The sequence below is a fragment of the Modicisalibacter luteus DSM 23508 genome (assembly GCF_000378505.1).
Lineage (GTDB): Bacteria > Pseudomonadota > Gammaproteobacteria > Pseudomonadales > Halomonadaceae > Modicisalibacter > Modicisalibacter luteus.
This window is the reverse complement of sequence record NZ_KB900000.1, coordinates 64709-82462: the sequence shown is the minus strand read 5'-3', so window position 1 is coordinate 82462 and position 17754 is coordinate 64709. Positions and strand designations below refer to the sequence as shown.

15 protein-coding genes are annotated in these 17754 nt (G+C 61.8%); 4 read left to right on the top strand and 11 right to left on the bottom strand.

Going from position 1 to position 17754, the window contains the following annotated elements; genetic code table 11:
• Positions 1-32 precede the first annotated feature (32 nt).
• On the top strand, positions 33-1010 hold the full coding sequence (gnd, locus tag F568_RS0117005; protein ID WP_019019966.1) for a phosphogluconate dehydrogenase (NAD(+)-dependent, decarboxylating): 978 nt from the start codon (positions 33-35) through the stop codon (positions 1008-1010).
• 82 nt (positions 1011-1092) lie between these two features.
• Here gnd and F568_RS23100 read toward each other — a convergent pair whose 3' ends face one another.
• The 5 genes from F568_RS23100 to F568_RS0116980 all read right to left on the bottom strand — a co-directional run bounded on the left by F568_RS23100 (position 1093) and on the right by F568_RS0116980 (position 6843).
• Positions 1093-1479, bottom strand: coding sequence for a YidH family protein (locus F568_RS23100; protein WP_019019965.1), 387 nt, complete (start codon positions 1477-1479; stop codon positions 1093-1095).
• 85 nt (positions 1480-1564) lie between these two features.
• The gene (locus F568_RS0116995) at positions 1565-2752 is read right to left on the bottom strand and encodes a toxic anion resistance protein (RefSeq protein WP_019019964.1); all 1188 of its coding nucleotides are present in this window, start codon (positions 2750-2752) and stop codon (positions 1565-1567) included.
• 50 nt (positions 2753-2802) lie between these two features.
• Positions 2803-3741 (bottom strand): hypothetical protein, encoded by a 939-nt coding sequence (locus tag F568_RS0116990; RefSeq protein WP_019019963.1) that lies wholly within the window; start codon positions 3739-3741, stop codon positions 2803-2805.
• A gap of 114 nt (positions 3742-3855) precedes the next feature.
• Positions 3856-6561 (bottom strand): cation-translocating P-type ATPase, encoded by a 2706-nt coding sequence (locus tag F568_RS23095; RefSeq protein WP_019019962.1) that lies wholly within the window; start codon positions 6559-6561, stop codon positions 3856-3858.
• Between the two features lie 102 nt (positions 6562-6663).
• A complete protein-coding gene (locus tag F568_RS0116980) occupies positions 6664-6843 on the bottom strand; it encodes a PLDc N-terminal domain-containing protein (protein WP_019019961.1) in 180 nt (59 codons plus the stop codon).
• A gap of 229 nt (positions 6844-7072) precedes the next feature.
• Here F568_RS0116980 and F568_RS23980 point away from each other — a divergent pair, with 229 nt between their 5' ends.
• The 3 genes from F568_RS23980 to phnP all read left to right on the top strand — a co-directional run bounded on the left by F568_RS23980 (position 7073) and on the right by phnP (position 10092).
• A complete protein-coding gene (locus F568_RS23980) occupies positions 7073-7879 on the top strand; it encodes a PRC-barrel domain-containing protein (RefSeq protein WP_019019960.1) in 807 nt (268 codons plus the stop codon).
• Positions 7880-8096: 217 nt separating this feature from the next.
• The gene (locus F568_RS0116970; protein ID WP_026300623.1) at positions 8097-9311 is read left to right on the top strand and encodes a zinc-dependent alcohol dehydrogenase; all 1215 of its coding nucleotides are present in this window, start codon (positions 8097-8099) and stop codon (positions 9309-9311) included.
• 25 nt (positions 9312-9336) lie between these two features.
• On the top strand, positions 9337-10092 hold the full coding sequence (phnP, locus tag F568_RS0116965) for a phosphonate metabolism protein PhnP (RefSeq protein WP_019019958.1): 756 nt from the start codon (positions 9337-9339) through the stop codon (positions 10090-10092).
• A gap of 13 nt (positions 10093-10105) precedes the next feature.
• Here phnP and F568_RS0116960 read toward each other — a convergent pair whose 3' ends face one another.
• The 6 genes from F568_RS0116960 to F568_RS0116935 all read right to left on the bottom strand — a co-directional run bounded on the left by F568_RS0116960 (position 10106) and on the right by F568_RS0116935 (position 17740).
• On the bottom strand, positions 10106-10630 hold the full coding sequence (locus F568_RS0116960) for a retropepsin-like aspartic protease family protein (protein WP_019019957.1): 525 nt from the start codon (positions 10628-10630) through the stop codon (positions 10106-10108).
• Between the two features lie 47 nt (positions 10631-10677).
• Entirely contained in the window at positions 10678-11778 is a 1101-nt protein-coding gene (locus tag F568_RS0116955; RefSeq protein WP_019019956.1) for a type III polyketide synthase, read from the bottom strand.
• On the bottom strand, positions 11775-12935 hold the full coding sequence (locus F568_RS23080; protein WP_019019955.1) for an NAD(P)/FAD-dependent oxidoreductase: 1161 nt from the start codon (positions 12933-12935) through the stop codon (positions 11775-11777). The genes F568_RS0116955 and F568_RS23080 overlap by 4 nt, the downstream gene beginning before the upstream one ends.
• On the bottom strand, positions 12926-13678 hold the full coding sequence (locus tag F568_RS23075) for a methyltransferase domain-containing protein (RefSeq protein WP_019019954.1): 753 nt from the start codon (positions 13676-13678) through the stop codon (positions 12926-12928). The genes F568_RS23080 and F568_RS23075 overlap by 10 nt, the downstream gene beginning before the upstream one ends.
• 73 nt (positions 13679-13751) lie before the next feature.
• Complete coding sequence (locus F568_RS0116940; protein WP_019019953.1) at positions 13752-16100, bottom strand: ATP-dependent DNA helicase; 2349 nt, start codon at positions 16098-16100, stop codon at positions 13752-13754.
• Complete coding sequence (locus F568_RS0116935) at positions 16097-17740, bottom strand: VRR-NUC domain-containing protein (RefSeq protein ID WP_019019952.1); 1644 nt, start codon at positions 17738-17740, stop codon at positions 16097-16099. The genes F568_RS0116940 and F568_RS0116935 overlap by 4 nt, the downstream gene beginning before the upstream one ends.
• Between the last annotated feature and the right edge of the window lie 14 nt (positions 17741-17754).

Here is a 17754-nt window from a genome sequence, read left to right as displayed (position 1 = left end):
TCCACTAGTCAAGTTCTTTGAAAGGTAAACACATGCAACTCGGTATCATCGGACTCGGTCGCATGGGCGGCAACATCGCTCGCCGCCTGATGCGAGACGGTCACGAGATCGTCGCCTACGATCGTAGCCACGAGACGGCCACCGCCCTGGTCGACGACGGAGCTATTCACGCCGCCAGTCTCGAAGCGCTGGTGGCCAACCTGGCGTCGCCGCGCGCCGTGTGGGTGATGTTGCCCGCCGGCGCCCCGACCGAGGACACGATCGCTGCCTTGGCCGAGCTGCTGGAGCCGGACGACATCATCATCGATGGTGGCAACACCTTCTACAAGGATGATATCCGCCGGGCCAAGGCGCTGCGTCAACAGGGGCTGCACTATGTTGATGTCGGTACTTCCGGTGGCGTATGGGGCCTTGAACGCGGCTACTGCATGATGATCGGCGCCGAAGGTGAAACCTTCGAACGCCTCGAGCCCTTGTTCGAAACCTTGGCGCCAGGCTACGGCAATATCGAACGTACCCAAGGCCGCAATGCGCCCGACGACCGTGCCGAGCGGGGCTACATTCACGCTGGCCCGGTGGGTGCCGGGCACTTCGTCAAGATGATCCACAACGGTATCGAATACGGACTGATGCAAGCCTATGCCGAAGGCTTTGATCTGATGAAGACCAAGTCGTCGCCCGATCTACCTGAAGACGAGCGCTTCGATCTCAACCTGGCCGACATCGCTGAAGTCTGGCGTCGCGGCAGTGTCGTCTCATCATGGCTGCTGGACCTGACTGCACAGGCCCTGGCCGGCGATGCGCGCCTGGACAATTATACCGGGGCCGTAGCCGACAGTGGCGAGGGTCGCTGGACCATCGATGCGGCGGTCGAGCAAGGTGTACCGACCCCGGTATTGGCCAGCGCCCTGTTCGCGCGCTTCCGCTCGCGGCAGGAGAACACCTACGCCGATCGCCTGCTGTCAGCGATGCGCTTCGGCTTCGGTGGCCACGTCGAGCCGCCCAAGTAACCTCTCCGAGATACCACGGGCCATGCCTTGCCGCATGCTCCGTGGTATGTGTCGAACTCCCCCAACCGGGATCAGCGAGCGTCTATCTGCCGTTCATTTGCCAGAGAGCAAACAAGGCGAACAACGACGCCACCGAGAGCATGGCACTCAGGCCGACACTCATCGGAAACGGCAAATGGGGAATCTCCGAATAGGGCAGCCATTTCTGCAACTGCCGTAGCCGCCACGTGGCGATCGTGAAGCAGAAGATACTGAACACGATCAGCAGAAAGGTAATGACCCGGGTTTCCCAGTCGTTGAGCACATCGGCCATGAAGCGCATGACCGCAAGCCCGGCAATCAGAGTGGCACAGCCGGTACGCAGCCATGATGCGTAAGTCCGCTCGCTGGCCAGGACGGTGCGGTCTGAAGCGAGCTGCACCGCCTTGGAGGCCTCCTTTACGGTCTCGGTTTCGTTATCCTGAGTCATTAGATACGCATTCCCTCTCTCCCGTCTCATCAACCAGCAAGCATCCTGCCTGCTGTCACGAGCGCAACTCGTTTGTGAGCGGACTTTAGACGACCCCCTGTGTCTGAGCGTCGTTGCCCTTGTCCAGCCGACCAATGGCCTCGTCGCCGCGCCGGGCCAGGGTATCCAATCGATCGATCTGGGCATCCAGCTTGGGCAACGCCTCGCGCCGGTAGCGAGACACGTCGTCGATGGCTGCCAGTACGTCCTGGAACGCCTGCTCGAGCTTTTGCATGTCGAGCATCGCTGATGACGAACGAGTCTGGATATCAACACCCTGCCCGCGCAGCGCCTTGGCGGTACCGGCGATCATGTCGGAAGTCGCGGTATTGATTGCCTCGACCCGGTCGAGAACCAGACGCTGGTTGGCTAGCGCCAGCGCCACCGTGACCGCCACCGAAAGCGCCGAAACAGTAACGTTGATAGCTCGGTCGACGCCGCGTATCAGCTCGCGGTTATTGCGAATGACCACTTCCAACGCGAGTACGCCCTGCTGACTGACGGTCAGCTGCTGTTGCAGATCGACGATACGCTGGCGCAACGGAAACAGCAGCTCCTCTTCGATAAAGGCGCGCTGTGGATCGCTTTCGTCGAGAGTGACGGCACGCTGTTCCAGACGTTGGTCGATTAGCCGGCCCAGCTCAACCTGACGACGCAACTGCGCAAGCGTGTCGCGCAGGGCATCCTGGTCATCGCTAAGTGTCAGGTTGTCCCGGCGCAGCATGTCGCGACCGCCCTCGAGATCGTGGATGATGGCATCCAGCGCCTGCTGGGCGCTCTCGTACTTGCGAAAGTAGCGCTGCAGGCTGCTGCCGACGCCGGGGATGAGCGCCAGCACGCGATCGAGCCCGCCCCGCGACAGCGAATGCCTGTTGGGGTCAAGGCTTTGCATGCGTCCGCGCAGGCTGGTCAGGGCCTGGGCGACAGGGCCGCCTTCGTCTCCCTGGTGGGCCAGCTTGCGCATTGGGGTCTTGAGCATCTCGCTCTGGTGGGCGGCCTTGCGCTGCACCTCGATGCCCATTTCGTCAACGGTCCGGCGCTGCGCCTCTGCCGAGGCACCCTGCCCCTGCTCTCGCAGCAAGCCGTCGACAAACGCATCGGCCTGAGCCGCCAGTGAGGCCTCGTCGTCGGCCCCGGGGCCGGAACGCGGCTCACGTTCCAGCTGCTGCTCGATCTCCTCGACCGGCGGAAGGGCCAGCGGTTTGTCGGGACGGTTTTCCCGCGTATTACTCATTGGTTCGCTCCCCTGTTGCCGATATCTTTGATCGTGTCCGGCCGGTGGTGTCAGGCATTGCGGTCGTAGCGCCCGGCTCGTTCGACGAAACGCTGCAGATCGTAGAGCGCCTGATCGGTATCGACCGAGGCCTGAGGACGGCCGGTATCGATACGTGCCATGGCAACGGCTGTATTGTCCAAGGCCGTCAATGCCTTCTCGTTACGGGCACTTAGATCGCGCAGGTGACGTTCGGTTTCTTCGACCAGCGCCAGGCGCCGCTCGAGCGCGGAGCGTTCTTGTTCCGATAGAGGTATGCCTTTCGCCAGCCGGTGCCGGGCGTAATCGCTGTCGACGCCAGCCACGCTGCTGGCCTGCGACGCCATCGCGGTCAAATTGTCTACGGCACCGAAGCACACCTCGCCGATCAAGGCCCGTGAGCGCTCATAAGCCAGTTCGCTGCTGTCGAAACGCGTCTGGAGCACCTCAAGAGCGCGCAGGTAACGGCTGTACAGACGATCGGACTGAGTTGCGATATCCGGGCGATGCGCGTCCAGCAATTGCTGCTTGGCGCGGCACAAGGCAAGTACGACCTGGTCGGCATTCGCCGGGGGATGGGCGGGATCGAGCGTCAGCAGGCCCGACTCTTGGGCCTTGCGCTGTTCTTCCGCCTGTCGGCGTGCAGTCTCGGCGGCCTGACGCGATGCACGGCGACGCTGCTTGTAACCCTTCCACCAACGCCGCAACCGACCTTCGACCGGGAGCTCAATGGCAACCGCCGCCAAGCCGGCCAGCCACCCCCATAGCGACGGGCCAAAACCGCCCCATAGCGACGTCAGCCACAGCAGCAGGGCGATGAACGGCACTACCAGCCAATAGCGCACCACAACCTGTAGGCGACTCGGAAAATCCGAGGGGATGGCATGGCGCGGACTGACCATGCCGATCAGAAACCAGGGCAGGCAGGAGAGAAACAACCCGTAGGCCAACCCTTGGAGAAATTCGAGCATACGCGACAGGCCTGCAAATCGTGGGAAAGCCTGATTGTAGAGAAACGACAGGACGGAGATAAGAGCCTTGGCCCGCTTCAAAAGAAAGAGCCAAGGCTACAGCGAAACTGATACCTATCCAGAGGAGGCCTTGCCTGAACTGACTTTACGCGACCTCAGCCATTTGGCGCTCTCATCGACGAACAATAGCGTGACGGCAATTCCCAACAGAACGGCCCAGGTCTGCCAGGAGACCGGCGAGACGCCGAGCACGTCCTTGAGCCCGGGTATGTACATCGCGGCAACGTGTATGCCATGTGCTCCGATGATCGAGAGCAGCAACAGCGGGTTGCTGCGCAGCGGTACCTTGAACAGCGAGCGGCGCTCGGAACGGCAGCTCAGCAGGTGAATGTTTTCGAACAGCACCATCAGCAACAGAGTGAGATTGCGAGCCTGTGCCTCGTCCATGCCCATCACTGAATACAGGTAGTAATAGACCCCGAACGCGACCACGCCGATATAGATACCGGAGACAAGCACGTTCTCGACCATGCGCCGGTTGAAGATCGGCTCGTCGGGAGATCGCGGCGGCCGATCGAGCACGCCGGGCTCGGCCTTCTCGAAGCCCAGGGCAACGTCTTGGATGCCGTTGGTAACCATGTTCAGCCACAACAGTTGCACGGCGGTCAGCGGGATCGGGAGTCCAAAGCCCAGCGCCAGGAAGAAGAGAAGCACCTCGGCAGTCCCGGTCGACAGCAGCAGCCACACGACCTTGCGCACGTTGTCATAGGCCGTGCGCCCCCACTCTATGCCGGGAACGACCGATGCGAAGTTGTCGTCGGTGAGGATCAGGTCACCGGCGCTGCGCGCCACGTCGGTGCCACTCGCGCCCATGGCAATGCCGATATTGGCGCGATCCAGGGCAGGCGCGTCGTTGACACCGTCGCCGGTGACCGCCACGTAATGGCCATCACGCTGCAGCGATTCGACGATCTCGGTCTTCTGCAGCGGCTCGACCCGTGCAAAGACACGCGCCCGCCCGATGCGGACATCGGCTTCGTCATTCGCCTCGGACAACGCCTTGCCTGTAATTACCTGGTCGCGCTCGTCGGCCAACTTGAGGCTGCTGCCGATGGCATATGCCGTGTCCGGATGATCGCCAGTAATCATGCGCACCCCGACACCAGCGCCATAGCAGCGTTCGATGGCCTCGGGCACCTCATCGCGTATCGGATCGATCAATGCGACCAGCCCGAGGAACGACAGGTTACGTAGGCTTTCCTCATTGGCAGCGTCCACTTCACCGCCAGCCACCGCCAGGACCCGAAACCCTTCGTTGGCCCAGTCTTTCTGCTGCTTCTCGATAGTCTGGCGCGTCTCGTCATCCAGCGAGCACATATCGATTATCGTTTCGGGTGCCCCCTTGGCATGTGCGACCAGGCGATCCTGCGATGTATTGAACGTGGCACTGAAGAACTTGGACGCTTCGAAGGGAATGCGGTCCTCCTCGGGATATTCGTCTGCCAACGTCTGCTGGTCGATCCCCAGTTTCGCTGCCAGCACCAGAAAGGCCAGATCTGTCGTGTCGCCTTCGGCCTTCTGGATCTCGCCTTGCGCGATGGTCAGCTCACCTTCGCTGGCCAGGGCGCCGCCCGTGGCGAACGTGCGCAGGGCCTCGCAGGTCTCATCCTCCGGCGTCTCGCCACCGGCGGTCACTTCGCCCTCGAGTGAGCGCGCCTCGCCACCGATCTCGGCCTGGCGATTCGGGCCCAGCCAGACCCGCTGTACGGTCAGCTTGTTGGCCGTCAGCGTGCCGGTCTTGTCGCTGGCGATCAACGTACACGAACCAAGCCCCTCGACGGCGGCCAGGCGACGCACGATCACGTTGCGTTCGGCCATGCGCGAGGATGCCACGGACAAGGCGACGGTGATGGCCACCGGCAGGCCCGCCGGTATCGCCGCCACCGATAGCGCCACGGCGAGAGTGAAGATATCGACGAATGACTTGCCATTAAGGAACTGGATCAGTGCGACCCCGGCCACGGCGGCCAGCGTGAACAGCGCAATCAAATGCGTCAGGCGCTTGAGCTTCTGGACCAATGGCGGGGTGCCGCTTTCATTCTTCGCCAGCGACGCGGCGATCTGGCCGATTTCGGTGGTCTTCCCGGTGCGGATTACAATGCCAGTGGCACGCCCGGCCATCACTGCACTGCCCGAATGCAGTAATGTCTGACGCTCAGCGAGGGGGGTGTCTTCCTCCAGTTCCGCGCCGGCATCCTTGTCGACGGGCGTGGATTCGCCCGTAATCAACGATTCGTCGGCCTGCACGTTGGTGCTATCGATCAGACGCAGGTCGGCGGGTACCGTGTCGCCGGTTTCGAGCAGCACGATGTCGCCCGGGACCAGTTCGGTGGCATCGACCTTGTCGCGCTGACCGTCGCGCAACACACGTGGACACATGCGGACCACGGATTGCAGCGCCTGGGCACTGGATTCCGACTGGTATTCCTGAAAACAGCCTACGATCGCATTGAGCAGCAGTACCGCCGTGATGAATGCAGCGCTAGCGAAACTGCCGATGGCCAGCGATACCCCGGCCGCAATCAGCAAGATGTAGATTAACGGGTCGGTGAATTGGCGAAGGAAGATACCTACCAGGCCTGCCCGCTTGTCTTCGGGAAGTTCGTTGGGGCCGTGGCGTTCACGTCGCCGCTGCGCCTCCTCGTTAGTCAGCCCCCGGTCCGTGCTGCTTTCCAGATGATCGACGACCGCCTCTGCCGACTCGGCGTGATACGCTTCACCGGATCGTCCCGGCCTTTCGGTTTGCGCTTCCTCCGCCACACTGCCTCCCTGCCCACACGGCCATCAAGAAGGACCCCCGCCATTCCTGACGGGGGTTCGTACGATTCCAAGATACCAGGCACGCCCTGATGAAGATGTCCGCTACCCCTTGGGGCCGAAGATTAGCCAAGCGATGAAACCGACCAAAGGAAAGATCAACAACGCAAGAATCCACAGCACCTTGGCCAGCCCACTGGCCGAACTCTTCGCCACCTTGACGATGGCCCAAATAATGATGATCAGCCAGATCAAACCCAGAATGCCGCCAACTTCGATATCCATTCGCTAGACTCCTTTGCTTGGCAGTTACCGCTGTATATGTGTCCTTCATGCTTAGCATAGGCCGAAGAAAATCAACAATACTGGACGAATATCATTGAAGTGCTACCTAACCTGACATCCTGAAAACTCATGTTTCCCAGATCAACAAGGCGACACAAGTTGTGCTCGATGGAAGGCTCTGTTTCTGACTAGGGTGTAATGACATGGCAGTGAAAGGGAGGTAACTGACATGACTTATCGCAACGCTAGCACCCTGGCAATCGCTATCGCATCGACTGTGGCTTTCTCGCAGGCGCAGGCCCAGTCTTCCAACAATGCGGGAGCCAACCAGGCGCAGCAAAACCAGAACTCGCAAGTCCAGCAATTGCAAGGTCAACTGCAAGCCAAGCCTCTGAGCGAATGGAATTACGATGAGGTGTACAAGCGAGGGGAGTTTCTCGCCTCGGGCTTGTTAGGTGCCGATGCCATTGGAAAAAATGGCGATGATATCGGTGACATTACCAACGCCGTGCTCAACGAGCAGGACAAGATCATCGCGGTGATCGCCGAGGTCGGCGGTTTCTGGGACATTGGTGATACTCATGTGGCTGTTCCTTGGGAGCAGGTGGAACTCTCCAAGGAAGGCGTGCGAGTTCCCGTTAATGAAGACAACGTCGATCAGTTCGATCTCTATGGCGATAACTCAGTCGTCAGCAAGGACGTGTTCCAGCAGAAAGCCGCCATCGCAGATGACGCCGAGACAGGTGAGCGAACCTGGAAGCTCAGCGAACTGATCAACGACTACTCCAACCTGCAGAGCGGAGCTGGGTACGGCTATGTCGACAATGCCGTGTTCTCGAAGGAAGGCGAACTGCTGGCCGTTCTGGTGATGCCCTCTGGTGGTTACGGTCCCGGCACGATGGCCTATCCCTTCTATGGTTACAGCTATGGCTGGCAGCCGGGCTTCAGTTCCTATCAGCTTCCCTACTCGGAGCAGGACGTTAGCGAAATGACTGCCTTCGACTTCGAACAGTTCAATGGGCTCTGGGATTCGTAGCGTTGGCTGACTGGCATGTACCGGCCGAGGCACCAAGCACAGCCAATGGTACTTGCCCCCTGATGCCGATATAGCCCTGGCAACGTACTGTCGGGGCTTTTCTCGTTTTGCATCCCTGTCGCCCGGTAGCGAACCCTTACAATGCCGGCATTGCTGTCCATAGATGGAGTTATCTACGCTCAAGAGCCACATGCTCAACAGCGATCAGGAGCTCAGCATGAAAGCAATTGTCTACCATGGAATCGGTGACATTCGATTGGACGACGTTCCCGAGCCGAAGATAGAGGAACCTACCGACGCTATTGTGCGCCTCACGGCGTCCGCCATCTGCGGAACCGACCTGCACTTCATCCGCGGCACCTTTTCCGACATGGAGGAAGGCACCATCCTCGGTCACGAAGGGGTGGGGATCGTCGAGGCCATCGGCGACGATGTCCGTAACCTGAGCATCGGCGACCGGGTGGTGATCCCATCCACCATCGCCTGCGGGGCCTGCAGCTATTGCAGGGCCGGCTACTTTTCCCAGTGCGATGTCGCCAACCCCAACGGCAAGCAGGCAGGAACGGCATTTTATGGCGGCCCCAAGCCCACCGGTCCGTTCCACGGGTTGCAGGCGGAAAAGGCCCGCATTCCGTTCGCCAACGTGGGACTGGTCAAATTGCCCGATGAAATCAGCGACGACCAGGCTATTGCCATGTCGGACATCTTTCCCACCGCCTACTTTGGCGCCGTGGAAGCCGAAATTTCCGACGGCGATACCGTAGCTGTATTCGGCTGTGGCCCGGTCGGGCTGTTTGCCGTGGCCAGTGCCAAGCTGCTCGGTGCCGGGCGTGTGTTTGCTATCGACGGCAAGGAGGACCGCCTCGCCAAGGCTCGCGAATTGGGCGCCGAAACCATCAATTTCGAGCGCGAGAACCCTGTCGAGACCCTGCAACGACTGACTGGTGGCATCGGCGCAGATCGTGCCATCGATGCGGTGGGCGTCGACGCCGAGCACGCCCATCACGGTGCCGCGGTCCAGGACGACGAGATCCAGTCCCAGGAGCAGGAATCCCAGGAGAACGCCCCGCAGGCGAACCCCTCCGGCGACCTGTGGCAGCCCGGCGACGGACCGAGCCAAGCGCTACAGTGGGCCGTTGAAGGCCTCGCCAAGGCCGGCACCCTATCGATCATCGGGGTGTATCCCCCCGATTTCCGGGCTTTCCCCATCGGTATGGCAATGAATCGCAACCTGACGATGCGCATGGGCAACTGCCCACACCGCAAGAACATTCCCAAGCTGATCGAGCTGACTCTCGCGGGCAAGATCGATCCGGCCAAGCTGCTGACGCAAAGCCAGAAGATGCCCGACGCACTGAGTGCCTTCGAAGCCTTCGACCGCCGCGAAAACGGCTGGATCAAGGTAGAGCTACTGCCACAGACAGGAACCTGACCCGACAATCCCAGGAAACAGCGCCATGCAGTTTCGTGCGACAGGCACCGGAAACAGCGCCCAGGTCCCCTGCTTCGGGTGTCAGTGTGCCGCCTGCCGGCGGGCCCGGGAGCGCCCCGAACATCGCCGGGCGCCGTGCGGTGCCGAAATCCATATCGCAGGCCAGCGTTACCTGATCGATGCCGGGCGACTGGATCTCGTCGAGACCTGCGAGTTCCAGCGCCCCGCTGCGTTCCTGATGACGCATTACCACGCCGACCACGCCCAGGGACTAATGCGCTTGCGCTGGGGCGTCGGCCCCTCCATTCCTGTCTATGGGCCCAGGGACGAGAATGGGTTCGACGGGCTGTTTGCCAAGCCCGGCCTGCTGGATATCAAGGAGGGGCTCGAGCCCTTTCAATTGCTTCAGTTCGATGACGGCCTGTCGGTGACTCCCGTACCGCTCAATCACAGTCTACCGGCCATCGGTTATTGCCTGGAGGGTAGCTCGCGACGGCTGGCGTATCTCACCGACACTCAGGAATTGCCAGTCGAAACCCATCGCTTCCTGATGTCCTGGCAGCCGGACATCATCATCCTGGATGCCACGTTGCCGCCCAACGCCTCGTCAGCCAATCACAATACGGTGCCCCAGGCCTTGGCCATCATCGAACGCCTGGCGCCCACCGAGGCTTGGCTGACACACTTGAGCCATGAGGTGGATGCATTGGCCATGCAAGGCAGCTTACCGCTGCCGGACGGTGTTGGCCTGGCCTATGATGGCTTGTTGCTCGATGTCTGATGCGACTTGTCGATTACAGGGGCTGGGCCGGGCTCAGCGTCATCTCAGCGCCGCGAATCTGGATGTCGAAACGATGCAAGAAGCTCATCCCCAGCAGCACGGTATCACCCTGCATTCCAGGATTGATCGAGCCGGGTACGTCATGGGCATTCACTCCACCCAGCCCGACCCGGTCGAGCCGGGTCAGGTAACCCCGGGCACGTCCGTTGGCGGTGAAAAAATCGGCGCTGGCGCCCGGCTCGAGCTCCAGACGCTCGGCCAGTTCGCCAGGCACCGCGACCAGACTCGCCCCGGTATCCAGCAGGAACCTGACCGGTTTACCATTGATGTGGCCGGGTGCCACGAAGTGCCCCGCCGCATTGCGCTGCAGGGTAATCGGCAGGTTGGCCTCGCCAGTGGTGGCCAGATTGGCATTGGGATGCTGGCGCGCCTCGATCAGGTGCTCGAACCACCACACACCCAAGGCCATGAGCAGTAGCCAGAATACCAGCATCATGCCCAGTCCGATGCGCCGGAGCGCTTTGTCTTCCGCGTTCATCTCTGCGTAAAAACGGCAATATTTTGCCGATCCCTTTTTATGGATGGTCAGCGCAACAGGGCGGCCTCGAACGATAGCCCCGGGCCGAAACCCAGCACGACACAAGGGCCACTCGCTCCGGCACGACGCATCCGTTCGAGAACGAACAGCACCGTGGGCGATGACATGTTGCCATGCTCGGCCAATATCTTTTCCGAAGCATGGCTGGCCTGCTCCGGTAGCGCCAGCGCCTGGCGTGCAGCACGCAGGATCTCAGGCCCTCCCGGATGGATCGCCCAGTGCCTTACGTCACCGAGCCTCAGATCGTGCTCCGCCAGCCATTGTTCGACCCAGGGCCGCAACGCCCCGCGTATGCGTTTCGGAACCTCACTGGATAATGTCATCTCAAAACCATGATTCCCGACTCTCCAGGTCATGGCTTCACTCGAATCCTCGGCCAGGCGGCTGCGCGTCTCGACCAACCGCCAACCTTGCCGATCGCCAGTCTCGATACCATCGAGTACCACGGCCCCCGCGCCATCGGCGAAAAGACCATTGGCAATAACTTTCTGCATGTCCCAGCCGTACTGGAAATGCAGGCTGCACAACTCGACACAGCACAGCAGTACACGTCCCTCGGACGAGGCCTGCAACAGCCCTTCCGCCGCACGCAGGCCATTCAGAGCACCGTGGCAGCCCATGAACCCCAGGTTCAAGCGGCCAATGTCCGGTGATAACCCCAATCTCTGGATAAGTTGCGCATCTAACCCCGGCGACACCATCCCGGTACAGGACACCATAACCAAGTGGGTGATACTGGCGACCTTGGCCTGGGCCTGTTCGAGGGCAGCACGACAGGCCCTCTCGCCCAGCGGGGCGGCTTCTTCCACATAGCGCTGGATTCGTGTCGCTGTGGTTGGCCCGCGCTCCTCAGTGGTGGCGGGTACGGGATAGAAACGCTCGAAACCGGCGGTGTCATGTTCCGGCCCGATCAACACGCTGCCCCGCTTTCGGATGCCACTATGGCGGTAGACACGTCGCAGCCAGGCACGCTCACGCTCGTCAGTACAACAACGAGCCTGAGCCAGGGCCGTGGCCGCGTCCTGATCCAGCCTTCCGGGCGGCACGGCAACGCCGATGCCCTGGAGTGTTGCCGATACGGGCTTCATTGCGCCTCCCGACGATTGCATGGGTAATCTCGATTGAGCCAGGCCGTCAATGGCGCGACACTCGCCGGCACGGCATCTAACCACGGCAGTGTCGCCTGCAGCAGGCGAGGCCGACGCAACGCGGCTGCCACGCCCTGGCAGCCGCGTTGACGTGCTCGGATCACTCGCGCATGGCGTGCCGTCCAGCGCTCGACCAGCGCCGGCCGCCACGCGAACACCGCCTCCAGCGCCAGAGGCTCAAGGGCTGCTGCCCCCGCCACCGCCCAGCCCATGCCCTCACCGGTAAATGGTTCCACATAGCCGGCAGCATCCCCCAGAATTAGAACCCGCTCGCTGCCCAGACGGGTGCGCCGGCGAGTCAGTTGCGGCGTACCATGCCAGTCGGCCTCATCCAGTGCGCCCCAACTCGGAAAGCCAACCTGGCGCAGCACGCCTTTCACCGCCTCGACCGGCCCCCCGCAACGCTTGATCCAATCAGGGTCGAGCGCTGCACCGATGTTGAGCCGGTTGGATTCGACACGCACAAGGCCGACATAGCCAGGCGCGGCGCAGGCCATGTGGATACGCCCCGAGGTATAGAACGCCGGCGCTTCATCCAGCGTGGTACCGACGCCGATGCGCGAGCCGTCGGCCACGTGAAGCTCGTCGGGCGCGTCCTCACGCAGTAATCGGCTACCTAGTCCATCGCCACCGATGACCAAGCGGGCGCTTACCGTGCACTGCACCTGCCGTTGGCGCAGCAGGACGCGGCGGCAACCAGACTGGGTATCGGCCGGGCGTAACACGACCTGGGTCGAATCGAGAAACACGACACCCGCCTGCATGGCCTGCCGCACTAGCCAGTCGTCAAGTCGCCGCCGACTGAGGGCGCGGCCCTCCGGTAGCGGCAAGGTGGCTCTACGCTGGCCACTGGCCAGCGCCAGTTGCGCATAGGGTCGGCCCAACTGGCGAACCTCACCAAGACCTGCATGGTCCAGCGCGCGCAGGGTAGCCGCATTGAGGCAGCCACCGCATGCCTTGTTGCGTGGCCAGGCGGCCTTCTCCGCCAGCAGTACGCGCAACCCACGACATGCCAGCCGATAGGCGATGACCGCGCCCGCCACCCCGGCGCCGGCGATGACGACATCCCAGTCGCGGGGCAGCGTATTCAGATGCATGAGTGGGCCTCGTGCGGATGATTGTCGGCCGAGGTCGTGTCACGCGACCAGGTCATCAGAAAGCGGCTCGGCCAGTGACGCGTAAATCTTGCACCGGTCAGGCCGGCCCGATGCGCCAAGGCTTCGGCCTCAGGCAGGGTCAGGGCGGCACGCACCGACTTCAGGCCGTCGACATGCACGATGGGAGAAAGCGACAGCAAGCGCGTGCCCAGATAAGCCAGACTGTAGCCGGTGCGGCTGCGCAGCAGGTCGCTGATGATCAGGTGGCGGGTCTGGCAGGACCACGCCTCGAGCAGCTCGACGATCTGCGCTTCGCTCAAGTGATGGAGAAACAGCGTAGAAACGATAATGTCGTAAGAGGCTGGCAGCGGCTCAGTGAGGATATCCTGACCAAAAAAGCGTACCTCGACACCGCCACGCCTGGCCTGCTCTTCGGCGACTCGCAGTGCAGTGGAACTGATATCGCAGGCCTCGACACGCAGCGCGATGCCATCGCGCTGCGCGCGGCGGGCCAGCGCCACGGCAACATCACCACCGCCAGTAGCGACATCCAGAAGGGATAGCGGTTCGCCGCGGCGCTCCCGGGCAATACGGCGGATCGTGGGCCACAACGCCGCTGCCGTGCGGCTCGCGACATTGATCCGGCGCAGCCCCCGCAGCGCTGCACGGTGTGCTTGAATATCGATATCGGGATCATCCATGAGCTCGCCTTCGAGCAGGCGATGCCTCAGCGACGTGGCCATATCCTTATGTCCATCGGCTAGGTGTGAAACGCGCCAAGCGTGTCCTTCACTATCGTGAGCCTACGCTGCCCGGTCAAGGCGACTTATGGTGTGTCCACCAGCTGGGCAGCAGGCGACGGATGCGCGGCTGCGCGAAGCGATCGTCGATCAGCGTGATCACACCTCGATCACGCTCAGTACGTATCACCCGCCCCGCAGCCTGGATTACCTTCTGTACGCCCGGATAAAGATAGGCGTATTCATAACCGGCCCCGAACTGAGTGGCCAGGCGTTGGCGGAATTGCTCGTTGACGGGATTGAGCTGCGGCAATCCCAAAGTGGCGATAAAGGCACCAATCAGCCGGTTGCCAGGAAGATCGATACCTTCACCGAACGCGCCGCCAAGCACGGCGAAACCGATTCCCTGCCCTTGCTCGGTAAAACGCTCGAGAAAGCCCTGCCGCGCCGCCTCATCCATTCGCCGTGCCTGCTGCCAGCAAGGGATCTCGGGGTGCTGGGCCTGAAAACGCTCTGCAACCTGTTCCAGATACTCGAAGCTGCTGAGAAAAACCAAATAATTGCCGGGAAGGGCCGCGTACTGCCCCGCGACGATCTCAACGATCGGATCAAGCGAGGCCGCACGGTGTGAATAGCGCGTCGACACTCGGTCGACGATCCGTAGCGTCACTTGCTCAGCGGAGAATGGCGAGGGCGTTTCCAGCCAGGCGGTTTGTTCAGGGAGACCCAACAGGTCGCGATAATAAAGCTCGGGACTCAGCGTGGCCGAAAACAGCACGCTTGTGTGGCTGGCCTCGAAGCGAGGCCCCAGAAACCCGGCCGGTACGACGTTGCGCAGACACAGCGTCGACACGTGACTGCCGCGCCGTCCGGGGCGCAGGGTAAGATCGCACAATGAATGACTATCGAACGTGTCAGCGATTCGACAGAGCTGCATCGCTTCGAAATAGAATGTCTGCAGCGCAGCGTCGAGCCCATCGGGCTGCTCGGCAAGATAATCCGTGATCGCGGCGACGGCCTGCTGCAGCGCCGTAAATAGTTTGGCAGGTAGCTCCGCCAGCACCCGGTAGCCGTCATCCTGTGGCTTGGCTCCGGGGGGGCCTTGAGTCGGCAGCTCAGCATTGAGAGCCCGCCACTGGCGGTCGACCCGGGTCAGCGCCTTGCCCAGTGCCGATGGAGCGTCCCGGCTTAGCGCCCTGACTGCCGTCTGGTCTAGCTGCGCCGTATACATCCCCCGTGCCCGCTCGACGAGATTGTGCGCCTCGTCCACCAGCACGCAGACCCGCCACTGATTGGCGACAGTCAGCGCGTATAGCATGGCGTGGAAGTCGAAGTAATAGTGGTAGTCACCGACGACGACATCACTCCAGCGAGCCAGCTCCTGCCCGAGATAGTACGGGCAGATATCATGGGTCAGCGCCACGTCGCGTAGTGCCGCCTGGTCGAGAAAGCCACGCTCGACAGCGGCTTGGCGAGCCTTGGGCAAGCGGTCATAGAAGCCGCTGGCCAGTGGGCAGGATTCGCCATGGCAGGCCTTGTCTGGGTGCTCGCAGGCCTTGGTGCGAGCGGTGAGCTCCAGGACGCGAAGAAGCAAGGCTTCCCGATCAGGTTGAGGCGCCGTCAGAGTCGTCAACGCCTGTAAGGCCAACTGCCGGCCTGGCGTTTTGGCGGCCAGAAAGAACACGCGATCAAGATGCTGGCCTGGCATGGCCTTGAGCAGCGGAAACAGAGTACCCAAGGTCTTGCCGATTCCAGTGGGCGCCTGGGCCATCAGGCAGCGGCCGGTGCTGGCGGCCTTGTAGACCGTCTCGGCCAGCGCCCGCTGGCCGCTGCGAAAATCCGAGTACGGAAAGCGCAACTCGCCAAGTGCCCGGTCCCGTGCCAATCGATGGTCACGTTCCTGGCCGGCCCAGGCCAGAAAGCGCTGGCACTGCTCGATGAAGAACGCATGCAGCGACGCGGCACTATGCACTTCACTGAGTACATGCTCACGCTGGCTAACGATATCGAAGTAGACCAGCGCCAGGCGCACGTCAGGTAGGTCGCGTTCCCCGCACAACAGGGCACCGTAGACCTTGACCTGGGCCCAGTGTAGCGCGCGATGGTTGGCCGGCATGCGTTCGAGATCGCCGCGAAAGGTCTTGACCTCTTCTAGCTGGTTGCGCTCGGGATCGTAGCCGTCGGCCCGGCCCCGTACATGCAACTGGCTGTACTCTCCATTCAGGGCGACTTCCCGCTCGTAGCCCGCGCCACGCCGTGACGCCACCACAGCATGCCCGGCCATGCCCTCCAGGGCGGAAGGCGACGGCGTGAAACGCAGATCAAGATCGCCCGCCTTGGCGGTGAATTCGCACAACGTGCGCACCGCCACGCTATAGGAGGGCGTAGCGTCGGCTCCCCCTGCCTGGCATATCGATTCCGTCATGCGTCCTGCCATTGCACGTAGCAGACAGCCACCGGCATGCCGTGCCGGACACAAAAATCCAGCCAGCGACGCTGGTTATCCTGCAGCCGATCACCGGGCCCCTTCACTTCGATCATTCGGTAGCGCCTTTCCTTTGGCCAGAACTGGATCAGGTCGGGCATTCCGGCACGGTTGGCGGCGATATCCTCGAGCAGGCGCTCGAACCACAGCCGTAAATGCTCGGGCGGCAAACAGGCCAGTGCCCGCTCGATCAGTGTCATGTCGAGCGCCTCCCAGTACACGAAGGGGGACACGATTCCGTGCTTGGCATGGTAATTGGCGAGAATCGTGTCGCGATACTCCGCCGAGTTCAGTTGCGCGAAGCAGGCATCGAACAGAGCTTGGCGTCGCGTCGGAAAATCGGGGTGCAACAGATCCTTAGGCCCACTATGGAAAGGATGAAAAAAGGCCCCGGGCAACGGCGCGAAGATCGCCTCCCAGCACAGCAGCCCAAATAGCGCCGTAATCAGCGTGTTTTCGACATAGTGCACGGGCGCCTGTTCATCATGCAGGGTATCACGAGCCGCGAGTTCCACCGGCGCACGGCAGACAAGGCGATCCAACACCAGGTCGATGCGCTCGACCTCAGTCGGTGCCCGGCGGGTCGGAGGAGGCAGCCCCAGTTTACGATGAAGCCTGGGCATCAGGCGCTCGAGATGCTGCGCTTCGGCAGCGCTCTCAGGGAAACGTTCGGCCTCACGCGCCAAGGCCAAGGCCTCCTCGAACCGCTCGCTACGTTCCAGTACCCGCAAGTGCCGCACCCGTGCGCCAGGGTGGGTGCAGTCGGCATATAGCTGCCGTGCCTGTTCAAGCTCACCCTGCCGCTCACATGTCTGGCCCAATCGGAACAGCAGCTTGGCGCGGCGCGATTCCAGCCAGGCATTGTCGTACGCTCCAGGCAGCGTGGCCAGGATATCGGTCAGGGGCTCGTCGGCCTCGAATCGCTCACGACAGGCATCGAGATGAAGATAGGCCTCGATATCGTCGCGGCAGCGAAAGGCGCGTGACTCAGGACTGAACGCCACTTGCTCGTAACGGTAGATACCCAGGTCGGCGAGTACGAATTCGGACCACCCCTGGCGCAGATTGCCAAAGAACATCAGGCGCAAGCGATCGCACAATGCCCTGAGGCGCAGTGCATATACCCGATCCTTGCTGCCTGGGCACCACTGCAAGAAGCAACGAGGCTCCCCTACCACCGGTTGAAGTTGCTCTACCAGCTCGGGCTTGCGCAGAGCCGCACAGGGTTGATGGTGGCGAAAGTTCGCGACGATTTCCGCCTTGGTCAACAGGCTACAGAGCTCCTCGAAGGTGAGGACGGCGTCAGCATCCACCCAACCAGTAGCCAGCAAGGGGCTGACGGCCTCATGTTCGTCGCCGATCTCGGTATAGCTCAGCTTGCTTGCCCGAAACAGGGTGCCCTTGCGCATGATCATGCGCACCAATAGCGCTTGCGCCGTCTCGGGCAAAGCGGGAAAGACCTCAATGAACTCCCGTTCTTCGGTATTGAGCAGGTCACGATAACGATCGTTGACCCAGCTCAGTACCGTCTTGAAGTTCTTCAAGTAGTAAAGAGGATCGTCGAGCGAATTTGCTATCATCAGCGGTTACGAAT